Source organism: Brevundimonas sanguinis (assembly GCF_029636725.1).
Taxonomy (GTDB): Bacteria; Pseudomonadota; Alphaproteobacteria; order Caulobacterales; family Caulobacteraceae; genus Brevundimonas; species Brevundimonas sanguinis.
In genome coordinates, this window is sequence record NZ_CP116770.1 from 947,755 (window position 1) to 967,529 (window position 19,775).

Annotated in this window: 16 protein-coding genes; 14 read left to right on the forward strand and 2 right to left on the reverse strand. The window is 67.6% G+C overall.

The window, feature by feature from the left end; all coding sequences use genetic code 11:
• The first annotated feature begins 21 nt into the window (after positions 1–21).
• Both aceA and PIB44_RS04920 read left to right on the forward strand, forming a co-directional pair.
• Positions 22–1,299: an isocitrate lyase gene (aceA, locus tag PIB44_RS04915; RefSeq protein ID WP_278070632.1), complete on the forward strand. Its 1,278-nt coding sequence runs from the start codon at positions 22–24 to the stop codon at positions 1,297–1,299.
• A gap of 29 nt (positions 1,300–1,328) precedes the next feature.
• Positions 1,329–1,538 (forward strand): hypothetical protein, encoded by a 210-nt coding sequence (locus tag PIB44_RS04920; protein WP_024353321.1) that lies wholly within the window; start codon positions 1,329–1,331, stop codon positions 1,536–1,538.
• Positions 1,539–1,566: 28 nt separating this feature from the next.
• Here the strand turns inward: PIB44_RS04920 and PIB44_RS04925 are convergent, their stop codons facing one another.
• The gene (locus tag PIB44_RS04925) at positions 1,567–3,894 is read right to left on the reverse strand and encodes a response regulator (RefSeq protein ID WP_278070633.1); all 2,328 of its coding nucleotides are present in this window, start codon (positions 3,892–3,894) and stop codon (positions 1,567–1,569) included.
• Between the two features lie 232 nt (positions 3,895–4,126).
• Between PIB44_RS04925 and PIB44_RS04930 the strand changes: the two genes are divergently transcribed.
• The 6 genes from PIB44_RS04930 (at position 4,127) to phoB (ending at position 10,712) form a co-directional block, all read left to right on the forward strand.
• Positions 4,127–5,446, forward strand: a complete 1,320-nt coding sequence (locus tag PIB44_RS04930; protein ID WP_278070634.1) for a sensor histidine kinase — start codon at positions 4,127–4,129, stop codon at positions 5,444–5,446.
• A gap of 181 nt (positions 5,447–5,627) precedes the next feature.
• Positions 5,628–7,058 (forward strand): phosphate ABC transporter permease subunit PstC, encoded by a 1,431-nt coding sequence (gene pstC, locus PIB44_RS04935; protein WP_134580139.1) that lies wholly within the window; start codon positions 5,628–5,630, stop codon positions 7,056–7,058.
• Complete coding sequence (gene pstA, locus PIB44_RS04940; RefSeq protein WP_278070635.1) at positions 7,051–8,346, forward strand: phosphate ABC transporter permease PstA; 1,296 nt, start codon at positions 7,051–7,053, stop codon at positions 8,344–8,346. The genes pstC and pstA overlap by 8 nt, the downstream gene beginning before the upstream one ends.
• A 5-nt stretch (positions 8,347–8,351) precedes the next feature.
• Positions 8,352–9,221, forward strand: coding sequence for a phosphate ABC transporter ATP-binding protein PstB (gene pstB, locus PIB44_RS04945; protein ID WP_025978166.1), 870 nt, complete (start codon positions 8,352–8,354; stop codon positions 9,219–9,221).
• Positions 9,222–9,231: 10 nt separating this feature from the next.
• On the forward strand, positions 9,232–9,978 hold the full coding sequence (phoU, locus tag PIB44_RS04950) for a phosphate signaling complex protein PhoU (RefSeq protein ID WP_278070636.1): 747 nt from the start codon (positions 9,232–9,234) through the stop codon (positions 9,976–9,978).
• 44 nt (positions 9,979–10,022) lie between these two features.
• The gene (gene phoB / locus PIB44_RS04955) at positions 10,023–10,712 is read left to right on the forward strand and encodes a phosphate regulon transcriptional regulator PhoB (protein ID WP_025978168.1); all 690 of its coding nucleotides are present in this window, start codon (positions 10,023–10,025) and stop codon (positions 10,710–10,712) included.
• A gap of 51 nt (positions 10,713–10,763) precedes the next feature.
• Here the strand turns inward: phoB and PIB44_RS04960 are convergent, their stop codons facing one another.
• On the reverse strand, positions 10,764–11,687 hold the full coding sequence (locus tag PIB44_RS04960; protein WP_025978169.1) for an Hsp33 family molecular chaperone: 924 nt from the start codon (positions 11,685–11,687) through the stop codon (positions 10,764–10,766).
• 199 nt (positions 11,688–11,886) lie between these two features.
• Here PIB44_RS04960 and PIB44_RS04965 point away from each other — a divergent pair, with 199 nt between their 5' ends.
• From PIB44_RS04965 to PIB44_RS04990, 6 genes are all read left to right on the forward strand, one after another.
• Positions 11,887–12,402, forward strand: coding sequence for a hypothetical protein (locus PIB44_RS04965; protein ID WP_278070637.1), 516 nt, complete (start codon positions 11,887–11,889; stop codon positions 12,400–12,402).
• Positions 12,403–12,514: 112 nt separating this feature from the next.
• Entirely contained in the window at positions 12,515–14,404 is a 1,890-nt protein-coding gene (gene serA / locus PIB44_RS15220) for a phosphoglycerate dehydrogenase (RefSeq protein WP_278070638.1), read from the forward strand.
• A gap of 99 nt (positions 14,405–14,503) precedes the next feature.
• The gene (locus PIB44_RS04975; RefSeq protein ID WP_278070639.1) at positions 14,504–16,306 is read left to right on the forward strand and encodes an autotransporter domain-containing protein; all 1,803 of its coding nucleotides are present in this window, start codon (positions 14,504–14,506) and stop codon (positions 16,304–16,306) included.
• Between the two features lie 194 nt (positions 16,307–16,500).
• Positions 16,501–17,127, forward strand: coding sequence for a M23 family metallopeptidase (locus tag PIB44_RS04980; protein ID WP_025978173.1), 627 nt, complete (start codon positions 16,501–16,503; stop codon positions 17,125–17,127).
• 108 nt (positions 17,128–17,235) lie between these two features.
• Positions 17,236–18,201 carry an ABC transporter ATP-binding protein gene (locus PIB44_RS04985; RefSeq protein WP_278070640.1) on the forward strand — a complete coding sequence of 322 codons (966 nt, stop codon included), beginning with the start codon at positions 17,236–17,238 and terminating at the stop codon, positions 18,199–18,201.
• Complete coding sequence (locus PIB44_RS04990) at positions 18,198–19,640, forward strand: ABC transporter permease (RefSeq protein ID WP_025978175.1); 1,443 nt, start codon at positions 18,198–18,200, stop codon at positions 19,638–19,640. The genes PIB44_RS04985 and PIB44_RS04990 overlap by 4 nt, the downstream gene beginning before the upstream one ends.
• The last annotated feature ends 135 nt before the right edge of the window (positions 19,641–19,775 follow it).

Here is a 19,775-nt window from a genome sequence, read left to right on the forward strand (position 1 = left end):
CTTATTGAGACCGAGACGAACATGACGACCTTCGCCGATCTGGTTCCTTCGCCCGCGGGCCGTTTCGACGGCATTGAACGCCCTTACTCGCCGGAGGACGTTCTGCGTCTGCGCGGCTCGGTGCCGGTCACCCATACGCTGGCCGAACGCGGCGCCAACCGTTTGTGGGAGCTGCTGCACAGCGAGCCCTACATCAACGCCCTGGGCGCTGTGACCGGCAACCAGGCGATGCAGATGGTCCGCGCCGGTCTGAAGGCCATCTATCTGTCGGGCTGGCAGGTCGCGGCCGACGCCAATACGGCCGGGGCCATGTATCCGGACCAGTCGCTGTATCCGGCCAACGCCGCGCCGGAACTGTGCCGCCGCATCAACCGCACCCTGCAGCGCGCCGACCAGATCGAGCATGCCGAAGGCGGCGCCAAGCGTGACTGGTTCGCCCCCATCGTCGCTGACGCCGAGGCTGGTTTCGGCGGCCCGCTGAACAGCTTTGAGATCATGAAGGCCTTCATCGAGGCGGGCGCCGCGGGCGTCCATTTCGAGGACCAACTGGCCAGCGAGAAGAAGTGCGGCCACCTGGGCGGCAAGGTGCTGATCCCGACGCAGGCGCATGAGCGCAACCTGATCGCGGCGCGTCTGGCGGCCGACGTCTGCGGCACGCCGACCCTGACGGTGGCGCGCACCGATGCGGAATCCGCCCAACTGATCACCTCGGACATCGACGAGCGGGACCACCCCTTCATCGACCGCGAAAACCGCACGCCGGAGGGCTTCTATCGCCTGAAGCCGGGCACGGGTCTGGACCACTGCATCGCGCGCGGCCTGTCGTATGCGAAATACGCCGACCTGCTGTGGTGGGAGACCTCGCATCCCGATCTGGACGACGCCAAGACGTTCGCCGAGGCGATCCAGAAGGAGCATCCGGGCAAGCTGATGGCCTACAATTGCTCGCCCTCTTTCAATTGGGAAGCCAAGCTGGACAAGGACACCATCGCCAAGTTCCAGCGCGAGCTTGGCGCCATGGGCTACAAGTTCCAGTTCGTGACGCTGGCAGGCTTCCACAGCCTGAACAACGGGATGTTCGAGCTGGCCTCGGGCTATCGCGATCGCGGCATGGCGGCCTATTCGGAGCTGCAACAGCGCGAGTTCGCCAATGAGGCGACCGGCTACACCGCCACGCGCCACCAGCGCGAGGTCGGCACCGGCTATTTCGACGATGTCGCCACGGTGATCTCTTCCGGCCAGTCCTCGACCACGGCCCTGAAGGACTCGACCGAAACCGCCCAGTTCCACGCCGCCTGAGTTCCAGACTTCACAGGAAAGGAAACCCTATGGAACCGCTGAGCAGACCACAGGCCATCATCGACTTCTGTCTGGCTCCGCTGGGGCTCGACGGATCAGGCGAGGGCGAGCGAGAGGCCCGTCGCCGCCTGGAGCACGTCATCAGGACGTTCCAGTCCAAGGCCGCCCGGCCGCTGAGCGTGGATTTCTCGTCCATGCCCAGCCAGGTCATCAATGAAGCGGCGCACGGCTACGAATAGGGGCTGTCGCCATTGACTGTAGGCGATCTCAGGCCGCGGCTTCCGCGGCCTGAGGCGTTTGCGCGGTCAGCTCGGCGACAGTGGAAAGCAGCGTCTCGACGCTGAACGGCTTGGCCATATGCCGGTCGGCGCCGGCGACCAGAGCCTGCTCCAGATGTTCCGGCAAGGCGTTGGCCGTCAGCATGACGATGGGCGTGGGCGTAAGGCCAAGGACCGCCTCATGCAGCCGGATTTCACGCACGGCGGTCACGCCGTCCATGACGGGCATCTGCATATCCATCAGCACCAGATCGAAGGTCTGGGCCCTATAGGTCTCGACCGCTTCGGCGCCGTTCTCGACGGAGACCAGGTCGACCAGGGACGGGTCGAGGATCAGTTCGACCACCCTGCGGTTCGTGGGGTGATCATCGGCGGCGAGGATGCGCAGGCGGCGCGGGGCCGGGTCGCAAGCGTGCGGCTCGCAGGCCTGCGGCAGGGAGGCGGGCGCGGCGACCTCGCGCCACGGCAGGGTCAGGATGAAGGCGGCGCCCGCGCCCGGTTCGCTCTCGCAGTCCAGGTCGCCGCCCATCATGGCCGCCAGATCGCGCGAAATCGCCAGCCCCAGGCCTGAACCGCCATAATGGCGGGTGATGTCGCCGTCGGCCTGTTCAAAGCGGTTGAACAGGCGATCGCGAGTAGGGGCGTCAAAGCCGATGCCGGTGTCCTGCACGACGAAGCGCAGGGTCAGAGGCCCCTGCGCCGGGGCGGCTCGACGGTCAGGCTGACGAAGCCGGAGGTTGTGAATTTGACCGCATTGGAGACCAGATTGGTCAGCACCTGTTTCCAGTCGAACGGGGTCTCCCATGACCCAGGCGCGGGCTTCGGGCGCCACCTCGACGATGAACTGCAGGCCCTTGTCGCGCGCGGCGGCGGCGTAGAGCAGGGCGGCTTCTTCGACGACGCGGGCCAGATCAAAGGCTTCCTCCTTCAGGTCCAGCCGTCCGGACTCGATCCGGGCCAGGTCGAGAATGTCGCTGAGCAGGGTCTGCAGGGTGCGGCTGGACGACTGGATCAGGTCCAGCATCTCATGCTGGGCTGCGCTCAGTTCGGTTCGCGCCAGCGCCTGGGCCACGCCGATGACGCCGTTCAGGGGCGTGCGGATCTCGTGGCTCATATTGGCCAGGAAGCGGCTCTTGGCGCGGTTGGCGGTTTCGGCGGCGTCGCGCGCCTCGGCCAGGGCTTCGGCGCTGCGGATCATGTCGGTGATGTCCGAGCAGACGGTGACCAGGCCGCCGCCGGTAGTGCGACGGTCCTGGACTCGCAGCCATCGATCGCCGACCTGAAGCTCGCGCGGGCCCTGGGGATTGCGGCGTTGGGCCAGTCGTTCTGCGGCCCAGGCGTCTTCGCGGCCGACAGCCTCGGGATAGACGCCCGCCTTCAGGCCGATGTCGAGAAGTTCTTCAAACGAGACGCCGACTTTCAACGTGCTGGTTAGATGCGGGCTGATATCCAGATACCGCTGGTTCCAGATTTGCAGCCGGTCGTCGGCGTCATAGACGCCCAGGCCGTCGGGCATGGCGTGAATCGCCTCCAGCACCTGCCCCAGGACGCTGCGCCGCGACCACCACATCATGCCGGTCAGGAAGGCGGCGATCAGCACCGTCAGGCCGACGCCGATCATCGTCCACAGGCCGATGAGCCGGGCCGAGGCGGCGGCTTCGGGCAGCAGCACGCCGGGCGCCGGGGTGACGGCGGCTGCGCTCATGCCGACGAAATGCAGCCAGCAGACGCCCAGCGCCGCAATGCCGGTTCCGCCCGCCAGCGCCCGCCAGTCGCGCCATGAGGGCAGGAAGGCGATGGAGGCGAAAATGGCGACGCCGCCGGCGACGGCCGCTATCGCCAGAGGCAGGTTCCAGACAATGACGGCGCCGGACAGGCGCACGGCGTCCATGCCCACGAAATGCATGGCGGCGACGCCGAAACCTGCTGTCACCGCTGGAAGGAGGCCGCCCGGCGCTCTGCGTCCCAAGGTGACGATTGAACGGTGGCGGGGACCCAGGGCTGCGAAGCCGAGGCTGATGCTGGCGCCCAGAGCCAGGACGATGACGGCCAGCGACAACAGGGTTTCGGCCGGGTCATAGCGCACCGGCACGCCTGCGTCATAAGCCTGCATGGCGATGAAATGGGTGCTCCACACTCCCAGGCCGCCCACCAGCGCCGCCGCCGCCATGTAGGGCAGGCGCGAGCGCCGCGCCACGCGCCGCGCCCGGTCGGCCAGCACGAAGGCGGTCGCCAGACTGAACAGGCAGACCAGTATGGCGACCGGGAGCAGGCGCCAGTCGTGATCATTGACGAGGCAACTGATGACGGTCCTCATGGCCTGTGTTCCGCTTGCTCCGAAAACTGTTGAAAAATCCGCCGTAAATCCGTGAAGAAACGCCGTTAGTGTCGTTTGACGTCGTGCGACTCGGCGCCCCCAAGGCCAGCAGCCTAACGTCGGTCTGCTGAAGAATGAGATAACGTCGATCACCATGCCTTATGAGCATCCGCCATCACCCGTAGCCCCAACGGCGACGTCCCGGCTCTGGACGGCGGGCGCCAGCGGCGGCGTGGCGGTCCTGGTCATGGCGGTGTTGGCGGTGATGAAGCCGGAATTGGCCGGGTGGCTGGCGGCGGGCGCGGCGGCGGTGATTCTGGCGACCTGGCTGGTCAACCGGACGCCCCCGGCGCCGGTGGATATTTCCGAGCTGGACGGCGGCGCCGTGGACCTGGGGCCGGATGCGGCTTTGCTGGGCGATGTGTTCGAAGCGCTGGACGATCCTCTGTTCATCATCAGCGGCGGCGAGGCGGACGATATCGCCGGGCGCCGCATCGCCCTGGCCAATGCGGCGGCGCGTGATCTGTTTCGGCTGGGCGGGACCGGCGCGGGGCTGCTGGTCTCGGTGATCCGCGAGCCGCGCGTTCTGGAAGCGGTGGATGAAGCCCTTTTCGAGGGCGTGGCGGGGGCGGTGGAATATGTCGGGGGCGGCGCTCAGGAACGGCACTGGCGCGCCCTGATCCGGCCGCTTCCCGCGCGCGAGGCGAACGACTGGGGCGGCGGCGCCCTGGCCCTGCTGGCCCTGCGCGACGAGACGGACGTGCGGCGCATGGAGAAGATGCGCGTCGACTTCCTGGCCAACGCCAGCCACGAATTGCGGACCCCTCTGGCCTCGCTGTCAGGCTTCATCGAGACGCTGAAGGGCCACGCCAAGGACGACCCCAAGGCGCGCGACAAATTCCTCGACATCATGGCGGTGCAGGCCGACCGAATGCGGCGTCTGGTGGCCGACCTGCTGTCGCTGAGCCGGATCGAGCTGAACGAACACATCGCGCCGCTGGGCCGGGTCAATCTGGCGCGGGCGACGGCTGACGTGGTCGATGCGGTCAGCGTCATCTCGCGCGAGCGCCAAGTGACGATCAAGGCGGAACTGCCGCACGGCGGCTCCGCCGTGACCGGCGACCGGGACGAGATCGCCCAGGTGGTGCAGAACCTGATCGACAACGCCCTTAAGTACTCCAGCGCGGGCGGAACCATAGAGGTCGGCATCGAGATCGACCGCACGCTGGACGAGGCCATGTCGAGCCGGATGGCCGAGGGCAACCGCCTGTCGCTGGCCACGCCGGACCGCGAGGCGGGTCAGCGCTACGCTGTGGTTACGGTGCGCGATCACGGGCCGGGGATGGCGCGCGAGCATCTGCCGCGCCTGACCGAGCGCTTCTATCGTGTCGAGGGACAGAAGAGCGGCGATCGTCAGGGCACGGGTCTGGGCCTGGCCATTGTTCGGCACATCATCATTCGCCACCGAGGCGGCCTGTCTGTGGACAGCGCGCCGGCACAGGGGGCTATCTTTGCGGCCTGTTTCCCGCTGGCTCCGACCTCTGAAAGCTGACGGAAGCGAAGGAAATCCGGGCGTTTGCGGATTCACCGTCACAGGACTGCGACATGACGGACCTGCGCCGTAACATAACTGTCATCCAGCCGTCTTAATCCGCTGACGTATCGCAGGCAGTTTCCCGGCCGAAACGCACCGCGCCCGGCGCGTTTGTCGATTCCTGCGCTGATCGGACCGGATGATCTGGATTTTCCTGCTGCTGCTGATCGCCTTCGTCGTCATGGCCTATGTGGCCGGGCGGGCGCTGGCCGTGCGTCGGAGCCGAGGCGCGAAGTCGCATTCGCGGCCCGGCCAACATGGACTTTACGCCCTGATCTGGGTCGGGGCGCCGGCGCTGGCCATGCTGATCGCCGCCTCCGTCTTCTCGACCTCGATCGAGCAGCAGATGATGCGGGCGGGCGCGCCGGACAGCGTCGCTCAGCTTGAGCCCTTCCGCCGCGAGGCCTTCTTCGCCGACGCCCGCCTGGTCGGGGCGGGGCAGGAGGCGCGCCAGATCTGGCCCGCGCCCTACGCCGAGGAGCTGCCGGCCGAGGGCCGTCGCGCCCACCGTATCGCCTCGACCCTGAGCTGGGGCGGGGGCGTCGCCGCCCTGATCGCCGCGGTGCTGGGCGGCCTGTTCGTCTTCACTCGCATCCGTCCGGACCTGCGGGCGCGCAACAAGGTCGAGGGCTGGATCACCGGCGTCCTGTTCGCCTGTTCGGCGGTGGCGGTGCTGACGACGCTGGGCATCATCTTCTCGCTGGTGATCGATTCGCTGCGTTTCTTCAGCATGGTGCCGATCACCGAGTTCCTGTTCGGGACCAAGTGGAGCCCGCAGATCGCCATTCGCGCCGATCAGGTCGGATCGTCGGGCGCCTTCGGGGCCGTGCCCCTGTTCGCAGGCACCTTCCTGATCATGCTGATCGCGATGGCGGTGGCGGCGCCGATCGGCCTGTTCTCGGCCGTCTATCTGTCGGAGTATTCGGGGCGTAAGACCCGCGCCCTGGTCAAGCCTGCGCTTGAGGTTCTGGCGGGCGTGCCGACCGTGGTCTACGGCTTCTTCGCCGCCTTGACGGTGGGACCGGCCCTGCGCGTTTTCTTCAACGGCATTGGCGACCTGCTGATCGGCGGGCCGTTGAACGGCCTCGGCGTCTACCTGTCGCTGGTGCAGAACCAGATGGCTCTGGTGGCGGGGGCGGTCATGGGGATCATGCTGATCCCCTTCGTCAGCTCCCTGTCCGACGACATCCTGAACGCCGTGCCGCAGTCCCTGCGCGACGGGTCCTACGCCATGGGCGCCACCAAGTCCGAGACGGTCAAGAAGGTGCTTCTGCCCGCCGCCCTGCCGGGCATCGCCGGCGCCCTGCTGCTGGCCGTGTCGCGCGCCATCGGCGAGACCATGATCGTGACCATGGCCGCCGGCCTGGCCGCCAATCTGACCCTGAACCCGCTGGAGACGGTCACCACCGTCACCGTCCAGATCGTCACCCTGCTGACCGGCGACCAGGAGTTCAACAGTCCCAAGACGCTGGCTGCTTTCGGCCTCGGCCTGACGCTGTTCGTCGTCACCCTTCTGCTGAACATCGTCGCCATGCGTATCGTGCAAGCCTACCGGGAACAGTATGACTGACGCGGCTTCCCCCATGACCGGCGTCAGCCCGCGCACCCAGCGCCTGAAGGCCCGGCTGCGCGCCCGCTATGCGCGCGAGACGCGCTTCCGCTGGTACGGCCGTGCGGCCATCGGCGTAGCGCTGGCCTTCCTGGTGATCCTGCTCGGCAGCATCGTCACCCAGGGCTACACCGCCTTCTACGCCCACACCGTGACCCTGCCGGTCTATATGGATCCGGCGCGGATCGACCGTTCCTATCCGCAGGGCGCCAATTTCGAGCAGATCGTCGCCGAGCAGCAGATCCGCCGCCTGGGCGTTCAGGACGACGATCAGGGGACCAGAGCCTCGGCCATGAAGGCCCTGCTGTCCTCGGAACTGAAGTTCCAGGCCGCCAAGATGATCGCGCGCCAGCCGAGCCTGCTGGGCCAGACCGTGCCGGTCGCCGCCCCGCTGTCCGACGACGCCGAGATGTATCTGAAGGGCAAGATCACCCGCGATCAGCCCGAGGACCAGCGCCGGGTCTCCAATGCGCAGATGGACTGGCTGGACCGGATGAAGGCCTCGGGCACCATCCGCGCCCACTTCAACTCGGCCCTGTTCACCAAGGGCGACTCGACCCAGCCGGAATTGGCGGGCCTGCTGGGCGCCGTGGTCGGTTCGGCCCTGATGCTGATGGTGACGGCCCTGATCGCCATTCCGGTCGGCGTCGGCGCCGCCGTCTGGCTGGAGGAATATTCGCCGCGCAACCGCATCACGGCGATCATCGAGGTCAACATCAACAACCTGGCCGCCGTGCCGTCCATCGTCTACGGCCTGCTGGGTCTGGCGCTGTTCATCAACTTCCTGCACCTGCCCAGGGCCAGTCCGCTGGTCGGGGGTCTGGTGCTGGCGCTGATGGCTCTGCCGACCATCATCATCGCCACCCGTTCGTCGCTGAAGGCGGTGCCGCCGTCGATCCGTGAGGCGGCCCTGGCCATGGGCGCCAGCCGCACCCAGACGGTGTTCGGCCACGTCCTGCCGCTGGCCATGCCCGGCGTGATGACCGGCGCGATCATCTCCATGGCCCACGCCCTGGGCGAGACGGCGCCGCTGTTGCTGATCGGCATGATCAGTTTCGTGCCGGGCGTGCCGCACGCGATCGACGAGCCCGTCGGCGCTCTGCCGTCGCTGATCTACATCTGGGAGAACGCCTCGGAGCGCGCCTTCCATGAACGGACGGCGGCCGCCATCCTTGTCCTTCTCGCCTTCATGATCGTCATGAACGCCGCCGCAGTCCTGCTGCGCCGTCGCTTCGAACGCCGGTGGTAAATCCTATGAAGTCCCCCATCCTCCGCGCTCCCGAAGGCGCCTCGAACGGCGGCGCCTCCGAGCCCGCCACCCTGACGACCGCGCCGACGGTCGGCGCCCACGCCTCGGCGCCCCTGGGGCCCATCAAGATCGCCGCGCGCGACGTCAGCGTCTTCTACGGCGACAAGCAGGCTCTGTTCGACGTCTCGCTGGACATCCCGGACAAGACGGTGACGGCGCTTATCGGGCCGTCGGGTTGCGGCAAGTCGACCTTCCTGCGGACGATGAACCGCATGAACGACACCATCCCTGGCGCCCGCGTGACCGGCCGCATCGAGATGGACGGCGGCGATATCAATGACCGCAAGATCGATCCGGTGCTGCTGCGCGCCCAGGTCGGCATGGTGTTCCAGAAGCCGAACCCCTTCCCCAAGACCATCTATGAAAACGTCGCCTACGGGCCCAAGATTCATGGTCTGGCCTCGTCCAAGGCCGAGATGGACGAGATCGTGCAGAAGGCGCTGAAGCGCGCCGGCCTGTGGGACGAGGTCGCCGACCGCCTGCACTCGCCGGGCACCGGCCTGTCGGGCGGTCAGCAGCAGCGCCTGGTCATCGCCCGCGCCATCGCGGTCGAGCCCGAAGTCATCCTGATGGACGAGCCCTGCTCGGCGCTGGACCCGATCGCCACGGCCAAGATCGAGGAACTGATCGACGAACTGCGCGAACGCTACTGCATCGTCATCGTCACCCACTCCATGGCCCAGGCGGCCCGCGTGTCGCAGCGCACGGCCTTCTTCCACATGGGCAAGCTGGTCGAGACCGGCGACACCGAAGAGATCTTCACCAACCCGCGCGAGCGGCGCACGCTCGACTACATCACCGGCCGCTTCGGCTGAGGACGCCACGATGAACCAGCATACGGTCAAGGCTTACGGCGACGAACTGAACCAGCTAACGGCCGAGGTGGTCCGCATGGGCGGCCTGGCCGAGGCCCAGGTGGCGGACGCCATCGAATCCGTCGCCCGCCGCGACGTGGCGTTGGCCAAGGCGGTGGTCGAGCGCGACAGCCGCCTGGACGCACTGCATCGCGACATCGAGAAGAAGGCGATCCGCCTGATCGCCCTGCGCCAGCCGGTCGCCAGCGACCTGCGCCGCACGCTGGGGGCGATGAAGCTGGCCTCGGACCTGGAGCGGACCGGCGATCTGGCCAAGAACATCGCCAAGCGGGCGCTGATCCTGGCCGAGGCCGAGCCGATGCAGCCGCTGACCCGCTCCATCGAGCGGATGGGGCGGCTGGTGTCGAACCGCCTGCGCGACGTGCTGGACGCCTATACGGCCTCTGAGATCGAGCGCGCCCTGTCGGTCTGGCAGACCGACGACGAGGTGGACGAGCACTACAATGCCCTGTTCCGCGAACTGCTCACCTACATGATGGGCGACCCGCGCACGATCACGGCCTGCACCCACCTGCTGTTCATGGCCAAGAACCTGGAGCGGATCGGCGACCACGCGACCAATATCGCCGAGACGGTCCACTATGAGATCACCGGCGAGGAAATGCTGGGCGAACGGCCCAAGGCCGTGCCCGGTCCCGGCGAAGAACCGACGCCGACCCCGCATCTGTCTGCGTCTCCCGACGCGGCGGACGACTGATCCCCCTACATCGCTGACGACTTCGACGAACCGGAGAGGCTGACGTGCAACCCTATATCCTGGTGATGGAAGACGAGGACGCCCTGGCCACCCTGCTTCAGTATAATCTGGAGAAGGAAGGCTATGACGTGGCCGTCGCCTCGGACGGCGAGGAGGGGATGCTGCAGGTCGAGGAGCGCACCCCCGACCTGATCCTGCTGGATTGGATGCTGCCCAAGCTGTCGGGCATCGAGGTCTGCCGCCGCATCCGCGGCCGGGCCGAGACGCGCAACCTGCCGATCATCATGCTGACCGCGCGCGGCGAAGAGACGGACCGCGTGCGCGGCCTGGACACCGGCGCCGACGATTACATGACCAAGCCCTTCTCGATGACGGAGCTGACCGCGCGTATCCGCGCCGTGCTGCGTCGCATCCGTCCGGGCCTGGCCGACGACCGGGTCAACCACGCCGACATCATCATGGACCGCGTCGCCCACCGCGTCAGCCGTGCGGGTCGCGAGGTGCACCTGGGGCCGACGGAGTTCCGCCTCTTGGATCACTTCCTGAAACATCCGGGCCGGGTGTTCAGCCGTGAGCAGCTTCTGGATGCGGTCTGGGGCTCGGACGTCTATGTCGAGGCCCGCACCGTGGACGTCCACGTCGGCCGCCTGCGCAAGGCGCTGAACGTCGAAGGCACGGTCAACCCGATCCGCACCGTACGCTCGGCGGGCTATTCGCTGGATCTGAATAACTGACCCGAGCCCTCTTCCTCCCCGGGACGGGGAGGGAGAGGCGTGGCGCTTCCGTCAGCCGGTGATCTCTTCCGGGTCGATGTCATAAACGGCCGAGCAATATTCGCACGTCACGCGGATCTTGCCGTCGTCCTCGACCATCTCGGCGCGTTCTTCCGTCGGGAAGGATTGCAGCACGGTGGCGATACGGTCCTTCGAGCAGCGGCAGACCGCGGCCAGCGCCTTGGCGCCTTCCAGCCGCACGCCGTCCTCGTGGAACAGCCGATACAGCAGAGTCTCGGCGCTGATGGTGGGGTCGATCAGTTCGTCGTCGCCCAGGGTGGCGAACAGGGCGCGGGTGCGCTCCCACACCTCCTCGGTCGAGCCGCGCGATTCGTCGCCGGCGATGACCTGGATCATGGCCCCGCCGGCGCGCCAGGACCGGCCCTGATCCGTCTCGACCTCGCCGACGGCCAGGCGCACCTTGGTCGGCACCTGCTCGGACTGGGAGAAATAGTGTTCGGCGCACAGCGACAGGCTTTCGCCCTCAATGGGGGTCACGCCTTGGGTGCGTTCAAAGTCGGCGCCGCGATCCACCGTCATGATGAAGACGCCGCCGCCCAACAGGGTCTTGGCGCCCGGACGTGCGAAGCCTTCGGCGGCCTTGGCCACTTCTTCAGGATCGAAGCGGCAGAAGCCGCGCAGATGCCCGTCCGTGCCGTAGTCGGCCACGACATAGCGCACCGGGCCGTCGCCCTGGGCCTGAACGATCAGGCGGCCGTCGAACTTCAGCGCCGAGCCGACGATGGCGGCCAGCACGCAGGCCTCGCCCAGCAGGGCGGCGACGGGTTCCGGATAGGCGTGGGCCGATAGCACCTTGTCGATCGCCTCGCCCAGGCGGACCAGGCGGCCGCGCACCGGCCAGCCTTCGATCTGGAAGGCTGCGGCGAAGTCGTCCGTGGGGGCGGCGATGGGGGCGTCGGGCGCGTGATCGGTCACGGCGAAAATCCTGCAAACTGTCGGAAGCGGCGCAACATAGGGAGGCGAAGGCCGCTTGGTAAGGGGAGGGCGTGTCGCTCACGCCACGCGCCGGCGCGGTTCGTCAGGCTTGACCGGGACCATGGAACTCTTTGTGCTGAAGCTCGCTCCCTTAGCTGAAAAAGCCCTTCCCTTCCCATCCGCCTACATGAGGTCTGACATGATGGATCATGAGTTCAACGTCGTGGACGAGGTCCGCAAACACCCTGGGATCGTGGCGGGCGTGGTGGCTGTGCTGGCGGGCGTGGGTCTGGCGACGATCTTGCTGAATCAGCGCAACGGCCCGACGCGCTATGAGCGGATCAAGACCCGCATCGACCCGCGCGGCTGGTTCGACGCCGAGGCCCTGCGTCATCGCTTCGACGACATCGCGCGCGGCGTGCGCCACGGGGCTGATGATTTGAACCATCGCGCCGCCGACATGGGCGGCCACGCCCATGAACGGGCCGGCCGCTTTGGCGCTGAGGCTCGCGAACGGGCCGACCAATGGTATCGCCAGGCCAAGAAGAAGTCGCGCCGCCCGATGCGCCGCTACACCAAGCAGGCGCGCCGCTACGCCGAAGACGCCGGCGAGTTCGCCCTCGACCACGCCAAGGAGGGCGGCGCCCTTCTGGCCGTCGCCACTATCGCCGCCGTGATCGGCGCGGCCGCGCTGGAAAGCCGTCGCAAGGGGTGACGCGAGAGCGGCTAAGCCGGCTTTCACCGTTAGGTGGAAAAATCATGCGGAAAGGGGCGCTGCGGCGCCCCTTTTTATTGCTGCGGATGCGAAGAGGGGCTAGAGCCCGCGCATGATCTCGCCTGTCTTCATCTTCGACTTCGATTCCACCCTGGTTCGCATCGAGACGCTGGAGGCTCTGGCCGACCTGGCGCTCAAGGATGCGCCGGACGCCGCCGAGCGCAAGGCCCGGATCGCCGCCTTGACCGACGACGCCATGAACGGCCGCATCGGTTTTGGCGAGGCGCTGAAGCAGCGCCTGGATCTGCTGGCTCTGCGTCGTGAACACGTCGAGGCCCTGACCGATCGGATTCTGGACGAGGCGACGGTCTCCATCCGCCGCAACGTCGACTTCTTCCAGCGCAACGCCGAGCGCATCTACATCCTGTCCGGCGGTTTCCGCGAGGTGATCGCGCCCCTGGCCGAGCGCCTGGGCGTGGCCGCCGACCATGTGCTGGCCAACGACCTGATCTATGACGACGAAGACCGGGTGACGGGCGTGGATACGGCCAACCTCCTGTCGCGCGAGAACGGCAAGCCTGAGGTCATCCGCGCGCTGCAGCTGGAAGGTCCGGTTGTCATGGTCGGCGACGGCTGGACCGACGCCGAAGTCAAGATTCAGGGCGCGGCCGACCGCTTCTACGCCTTCACCGAGATCGTCAGCCGCGCCAAGGTGGTCGAGGCCGCCGACGCCGTCGCCTCCTCGCTGGACGAGGTGCTCTACGCCGAGGGCGTGGCCGGGCGCTGGTCCTATCCGCGCAACCGCATCCGCATGCTGCTGCTGGAGAACGTCCACCCCGCGGCCGTCGAGCGGCTGGAGGAGGCGGGCTATACCGTCGAGACGATGAAGGGCGCGCTGGACGAAGACGACCTGATCGAGGCGATCAAGGGCGTGCACGTCCTGGGCATCCGGTCCAAGACCAACGTCAGCCGCAGAGTGCTGGACGCGGCCGACCGCCTGATGGCCGTGGCGGCCTTCTGCATCGGCACCAATCAGGTCGACCTGGATGCGGCGGCGGACAAGGGCGTGGCCGTGTTCAACGCCCCCTATTCCAACACCCGTTCGGTGGTCGAACTGGCCATCGGCATGATGATCGTCCTGATGCGCGACGTGACGGACAAGTCGCGCGAGATGCACAAGGGCAAGTGGAACAAGTCCGCGACCGGTTCGCGCGAAGTGCGCGGCAAGACGCTGGGCATCGTCGGCTACGGCGCCATCGGCAGCCAGTTGTCGGTGCTGGCCGAGAACCTGGGCATGCGGGTGCTGTTCTACGACCTGTCCGAGCGGCTGGCGCTGGGCAACGCCCGGCGGATGCGCTCGCTGGACGCTTTGCTGGCCGAGGCGGACGTGGTGACGCTGCACGTCGACGGCCGCAAGGAAAACACCGCCATCATCGGCGCCGATCAGTTCGCCAGGATGAAGCCGGGCACCCTGTTCCTGAACCTGTCGCGCGGCCATGTGGTCGATGTCGACGCGATGGCGGCGGCGCTGAAGTCCGGCCGTCTGGGCGGAGCGGCGGTCGACGTCTTCCCCGAGGAGCCGCGCACCAACGCCGACCCGTTCGACAGCCCGCTGGTCGGTCTGGACAAGACCATCCTGACCCCGCACATCGGCGGCTCGACCGAAGAGGCGCAGGAAGCCATCGCCGAGTTCGCGGCAGAGCGTCTGCTGGGCTATCTGAACCGGGGCGACACGACCTTCTGCGTCAACCTGCCGAACGTGCAACTGGCCGAGGTGAGCCGCGCGCACCGTCTGCTCCACATCCACAGGAACCAGCCGGGCGTGCTGGCCGAACTGAACCGCGCGCTGTCGGATGCGGGCCTGAACATTCTGGGCCAGCACCTGAAGACGGACGAGCGCACCGGCTATGTCATCACCGACGTGGACCGCGACTATGACCGCGAGGCGTTGACGGCGCTGAAGCAGCTTCCGGGCACGATCCGCTTCCGCCGATTGCACTGATCATCGATCACCTTCCCCAGGGGCATCTTGCGTCCTGAGAAAAGCGGCGCAGAGTGCGGTTTAACGGCCGCATACTGACGGTCGATGGGAGGGATTGCGATGACTCGTCTTCTTCGCGGAGCGGCGCTGGCCGCCCTGAGCCTGGCCGCCGTGTCTGTCGCCGGGGCCGCCTCGGCCCAGAGCTACAGCCGTCTGGTGGTGTTCGGCGACAGCCTTTCGGACAACGGCAACCTCTATCTGGCGACCGGCGGATCGACGCCGGCCTCGCCGCCCTATGGCGCGGGGCGATTCTCCAACGGTCCGGTCTTTACCGAACGGCTGGGCTTCAACGCCGCCAACTTCATGGGCCCTGTGACGGGCAGCATCAACTACGCCTTCGGCGGCGCGCGCACGGACAGCCAGGCTCAACCCCTGGGGATGCGGCTGCAACTGGCCCAGTATCTGCAGCGCGGCGGGACGTTCGGCGCGAATGATCTGGTCAGCGTCCTGGGCGGGGCGAACAACATCTTCCAGGGGCTGCCCGCGGCCGGGGCCTCGACCAATCCGACCGGCGCCATTACGCCCGTGGCCCTAGGCGCTGCGTCAGACATGAACTTCATCGTCAATAGCATCGCCCAGGCGGGAGCGGGGACGGTGCTGGTCACCAACCTGCCCAAGCTCAGTCTGACGCCGCAGTTCCGGGCCACGCCGGCCGCGCCGCTGGCGGATTTCGCCGTCACGACCTTCAACGGCGCCCTGCTGACCGGGCTGAACGCAACGGCGGCGGCGAGGCCGGGGACCAACATCATCATGATGGACCTGTTCAAGGTCGGCGATGTGATTTCCGGCAACCCCAGCGCGTTTGGCGTGTCGAACGTGACGCAGCCCTGCTTCAACGGCGTGACCGTGTGCTCTAACCCTGACTCCTACTTCTATTTCGACGGGGTGCATCCGACGGCCAAGGGGCATGAGGTGATCGCGCGGCTGGCGAACGACTACCTCTACTACGGCGACTTGGGCAGCCAGACGGCCGTGCTGGGCGAGACGGCGTGGCGTCACCGAGAGGACGCGCTGGACGGTTCGACGGCGGCCCTGTCGGGGCGCGAGGCGTGGATGGGCGGGACCTCCATCTCGGTCGGCGCCCTTGCCGACAAGACCGAGACGGACGCGCGCGGCGCCATCGGCAAGGCGACGTCCGACGGCTACGGCGTGCGCATCGCCCTGGAGTCGGGCAGCGAGACCTGGCGTTTCGGCCTGTCCGGTTCCTATCGCAACGCCGATGTCGATGCAGGCGCCCTGCGCGCGGACATCGACAGCTTCGGACTGGACGTCTACGGCGGCTGGCGCGCGGGCGACCTGTTCGTCAACGCCGCGGCGGGCGTGGCTCAGGACGACTTCAACGACATCAATCGTCTGACCAGCCTGGCGCCGATCGTTCACAGCGGCTCGACGCGCGGCGTCTCGACCGGGGCGCGGCTGCAGGGCGGGATGTGGTTCGACATGGGCGGGTTCGCCCTGTCGCCGCGCGCGGCGGTGGCCTGGATCAACGCCGATGTGGACGGCTTCAGCGAGCAGGGACCGGCGGCGCAATACGCCTATGCCGACCGTTCGGTGCAGGCGACGACGGCCGAGATCGCCCTGCGCGCCGAGGGCGGGACCGAGCGCGTCCGCTTCTACGCCGAGGGCGGCTATCGCGACAGCCTCAGCGACGACAGCGACGCGGTGCGCACCGGCATCCTGGGCAATCCGGCCAAGGTGTTGGCCCGCGGCGTGGACCTGCCGTTCGGCGGGCAGGTGTTGGCCGCCGCCGGGATCGAGGGCACGGTCATGGAGCGGCTGAAGGTCTCGATCGGCTACAAGGGCCGTTTCGGCGACCATGCCGACAGCCATATGGCGGCGGTGAAGTTCAGCCTGCCGCTGTAGAGTTGGAAAACGAAGGTTCCCGAGGTGCGACGCCGTGTCGCCCTCGGGGCGCCCCATTCATGTCCCGGTGAAATTGCAAAAGGCGGTCAAATCCGGCCGTCGGCGAGCCTTGGTTGTTCGCTTTGCGTGCGTGTTCGCGCCTTCCTGACGGCTCCCCCCGCGCTGACGAAGCGCTCAGAATGAGTCGTTTGAGTATGCGTCTAGTCCCCCCGGCCGTTCGGCCGCATGTCATCCGTTTTGGTCAAACCGGCGCCCTGGTCGCCCTGTCGGTCCTGGCGATGGCTGCTGCGCCCGTCGGCATGATCGCCGCCGCGCCTGAGAAGGTCGTCGAAGTGTCGGCCCCCATCGCCCCGCCCGTAAAGGCGGTGGCGGAGCCCGCCGGACCGGTGACGCGCAAGATCGTCTTCGAAGCCCCGGTGAAGGGATATCGCATCAACTCGTCGTTCGGCCTGCGCAAGCTGGCGATCGAAGCCAAGGCACGGGCGCACAAGGGCGTGGATATCGCCGCCCCCACCGGCACAGGAGTCTTCGCCACGACCGAGGGCAAGGTGCTGCGCGCCGGCTATCAGGCGGGCGGCTACGGCAACTTCATCGAGGTGCAGCATCCCAACGGCATGACCAGCCTGTACGGCCACCTCAGCCGCATCGACGTCCACTCGGGCAAGACTGTGGAGGCGGGCGAGCGCATCGGCCTGGTCGGTTCGACCGGCTATTCGACCGGCCCGCACCTGCATTTCGAGGTCCGCCGCAACGGCGGTCAGGTCGACCCCGCCAAGATCGTTGGACAGAGCTTCGATATCCGGGTGAAGGCGCCGGTCTGACCGCATCCGGCGGCGCGGCATCATGACCAAACCGTAATGTAAAAGTTGCTTTACTCGAAGCGGCTCGCGCCCTTACCTTCGACCGTTGAATTATCGCAGGGGAACCGAATGGTCGCGGCGCTGACGCTGGACGGAATCAGCAAGAGATACGGAGGCTTCCAGGCGGTCTCCGACCTGAGCTTTCAGGTCGAGAAAGGCTCGATCTGCGGCTTCCTGGGGCCCAACGGGGCGGGCAAGACCTCGACCCTGCGGATGATCCTGGGACTGCAGCCCGCCACCAGCGGACGCATCGACATTCTGGGCGCCGACGACGGCCGCAAGGTGCGCCACCGGATCGGCTTCCTGCCCGAGGAGCGCGGCCTCTATAAGAAGATGACGCCGGTGGACGCCATCGCCTTCTTCGGCGGCCTGAAGGGCCTGCCCCTGCCCGAGGGGCGCCGTCGCGGCCGCGAGATGCTGGAGCAGATGGGCCTGGGCGAGGCCAGCAAGAAGAAGATGAAGGAGCTGTCCAAGGGGATGGCCCAGAAGGTCCAGTTGATCGCATCGGTGGTGCATCAGCCTGAGTTCGTGATCCTGGACGAACCTTTCTCGGGGCTCGACCCGATGAACCAGCAGGGGCTGGAAGCCATGATCCGCGCCCTGGCCGCCGATGGGGCGACGGTGCTGTTCTCGACCCACGTGATGCAGCACGCCGAGCGCCTGTGCGACAAGGTCGTGCTGCTGGCCCGGGGGCGTAAAGCCTTCGAGGGCACAGTGGATCAGGCGCGCGCAACCTCGCCGCGCTTTCTGGAGCTGGAGGGGTCGCTGGACCGCAACGCGGTCGCCGCCCTGCCGGGCGTCAGCGGCATCGAGATCCTGGCGGAGGACGGCGCCGTCAGCACCCTGCGCGTCGGCCTGGCGCCGGGGGCGGAGGCGCAATCCGCCCTGCGCGCCGCCTTCCTGGGCGGGCTGGACGTGCGGCGCTTCCAGATGAAGGAGCCGACCCTGCACGACGCCTTCATCGCCCTGACCGGCGACCACCCGGACGAGGATCAGTCCGTCGCCAAGACCGACAAGATGGAGGCCGCGCGATGAGCCGCATTCTTCTGATCGCGCGCCGCGAGTTTCTGGCCTACGCCAAGACGGTCGGCTTCTGGCTGTCCCTGCTGGCCTTTCCGCTGTTCGCCGTGCTGGGCGGCGCCATTCCGGTGTTGATGAAACATGCAGAGCCTCAGCGCGAAGCCGTCATCATAGACGAAACCCCGGCCGGGTCGGGTCTGGCCGCCGCCGTGCGCCAGGCCCTGGAGACGGAACGCGGGCGCGCCGATATCGCCGCCCTGCGCCTTGCGGCCGTGCCCGAGGCGGGAACGGCGGGCGGGGACCGCGTGCGCGAGGCCGCTGAGAAGGGCGGCTTCGACGCCGGGCTGGAGGCGTTGAAGAAGGAGGCGCCGCGCGCCGCCGCTGGCTTCAAGACGCCAAAGCGTTCGTTTGAGCTGGTCGAGGCGCCGGCTGACCTGCTGGCCGCTGCGCCCGGCGAGGCGCGCGACGCCCTGGCCCGCCGCTATGTCGATAAGGACGCGCCTGAGGGCGAGCGTTTGAACGCCGTCGTCTTCCTGACCGAAAAGGACGGCCAGCCCGGCGCGCGCGTCTGGACCGGGCGCGCCACCGACGATGTGGTGGAAGACGCCGTGCGCGACGCCCTGAAGTCCGCCAACCGCAGCCGCGTCTTCGTGTCCAGCGGCATCGATCCTTCGGTGGTGGCGCAGACCGAGCGGTTCCGGCCTGAAGTGTCGGTCTTCTCGCCGCGCGCCGCGTCGGGCGGAGAGGTTTCGTTCCGCGACAAGCTGCCGGTCCTCGTCGGCCTGGCGGTGGGCTTCATCCTGTGGTCCCTCGTCATGACCGGCGCCTCGATCCTGCTGAACAGCGTGATGGAGGAGAAGTCGAACAAGATCCTGGAGGTCCTGCTGTCCTCGGCCTCGGCCACCGAGATCCTGACGGGCAAGGTGCTGGGCGTGGCCCTGCTGACTCTGGCCGTGCTGGGCGCCTGGGGCGGCATCGGCGCCATCGGCCTGATGGCGAGCATGCCTGACGTGGCGCGCGACATCGGCTCGGTGCTGCTGACCGACGGCCTGTTCGTCTGGTTCCTGCTGCTGCTGGTCGGCGGCTATCTGATGTATGCGGTGCTGTTCGCCGCCATCGGCGCCTTCTGCGACACGCCGCGCGACGCCCAGACCCTGATGGGGCCGATCATGATGGTGCTGATCGTGCCGATCCTAGTCATGCAAATGGCCATCCGCACGCCGGACGCCATGGTGGTGAAGGTGATCAGCCTGATCCCGCCCTTCACCCCCTTCGTCATGGCCGCCCGCGCGCCCAGCGGGCCGCCTCTGATCGAAATGATCGGCGGCCTGGTCGGCATGTTCCTGTTCGCCGCCTTGATGGTCTGGGCGGCGGGCCGCGCCTTCCGCGCCGGCGCCCTGTCCGACGTGAAGCTGAGCTGGAAGAGCTTCATGGGCGCCGTGACGGGGCGGTGAGGCGAGGCAATGCCTCTCCCTTCCCCCCTTGATGGGGGAAGGGCAGGGGACGCCCTGATTGGAAGCGGGAAGGCGGCGGCGTCTTCCCGCTTTTTCTTTGCCTGTGTCGTCGCCCCTTAGCTCTGTCATCCTCGG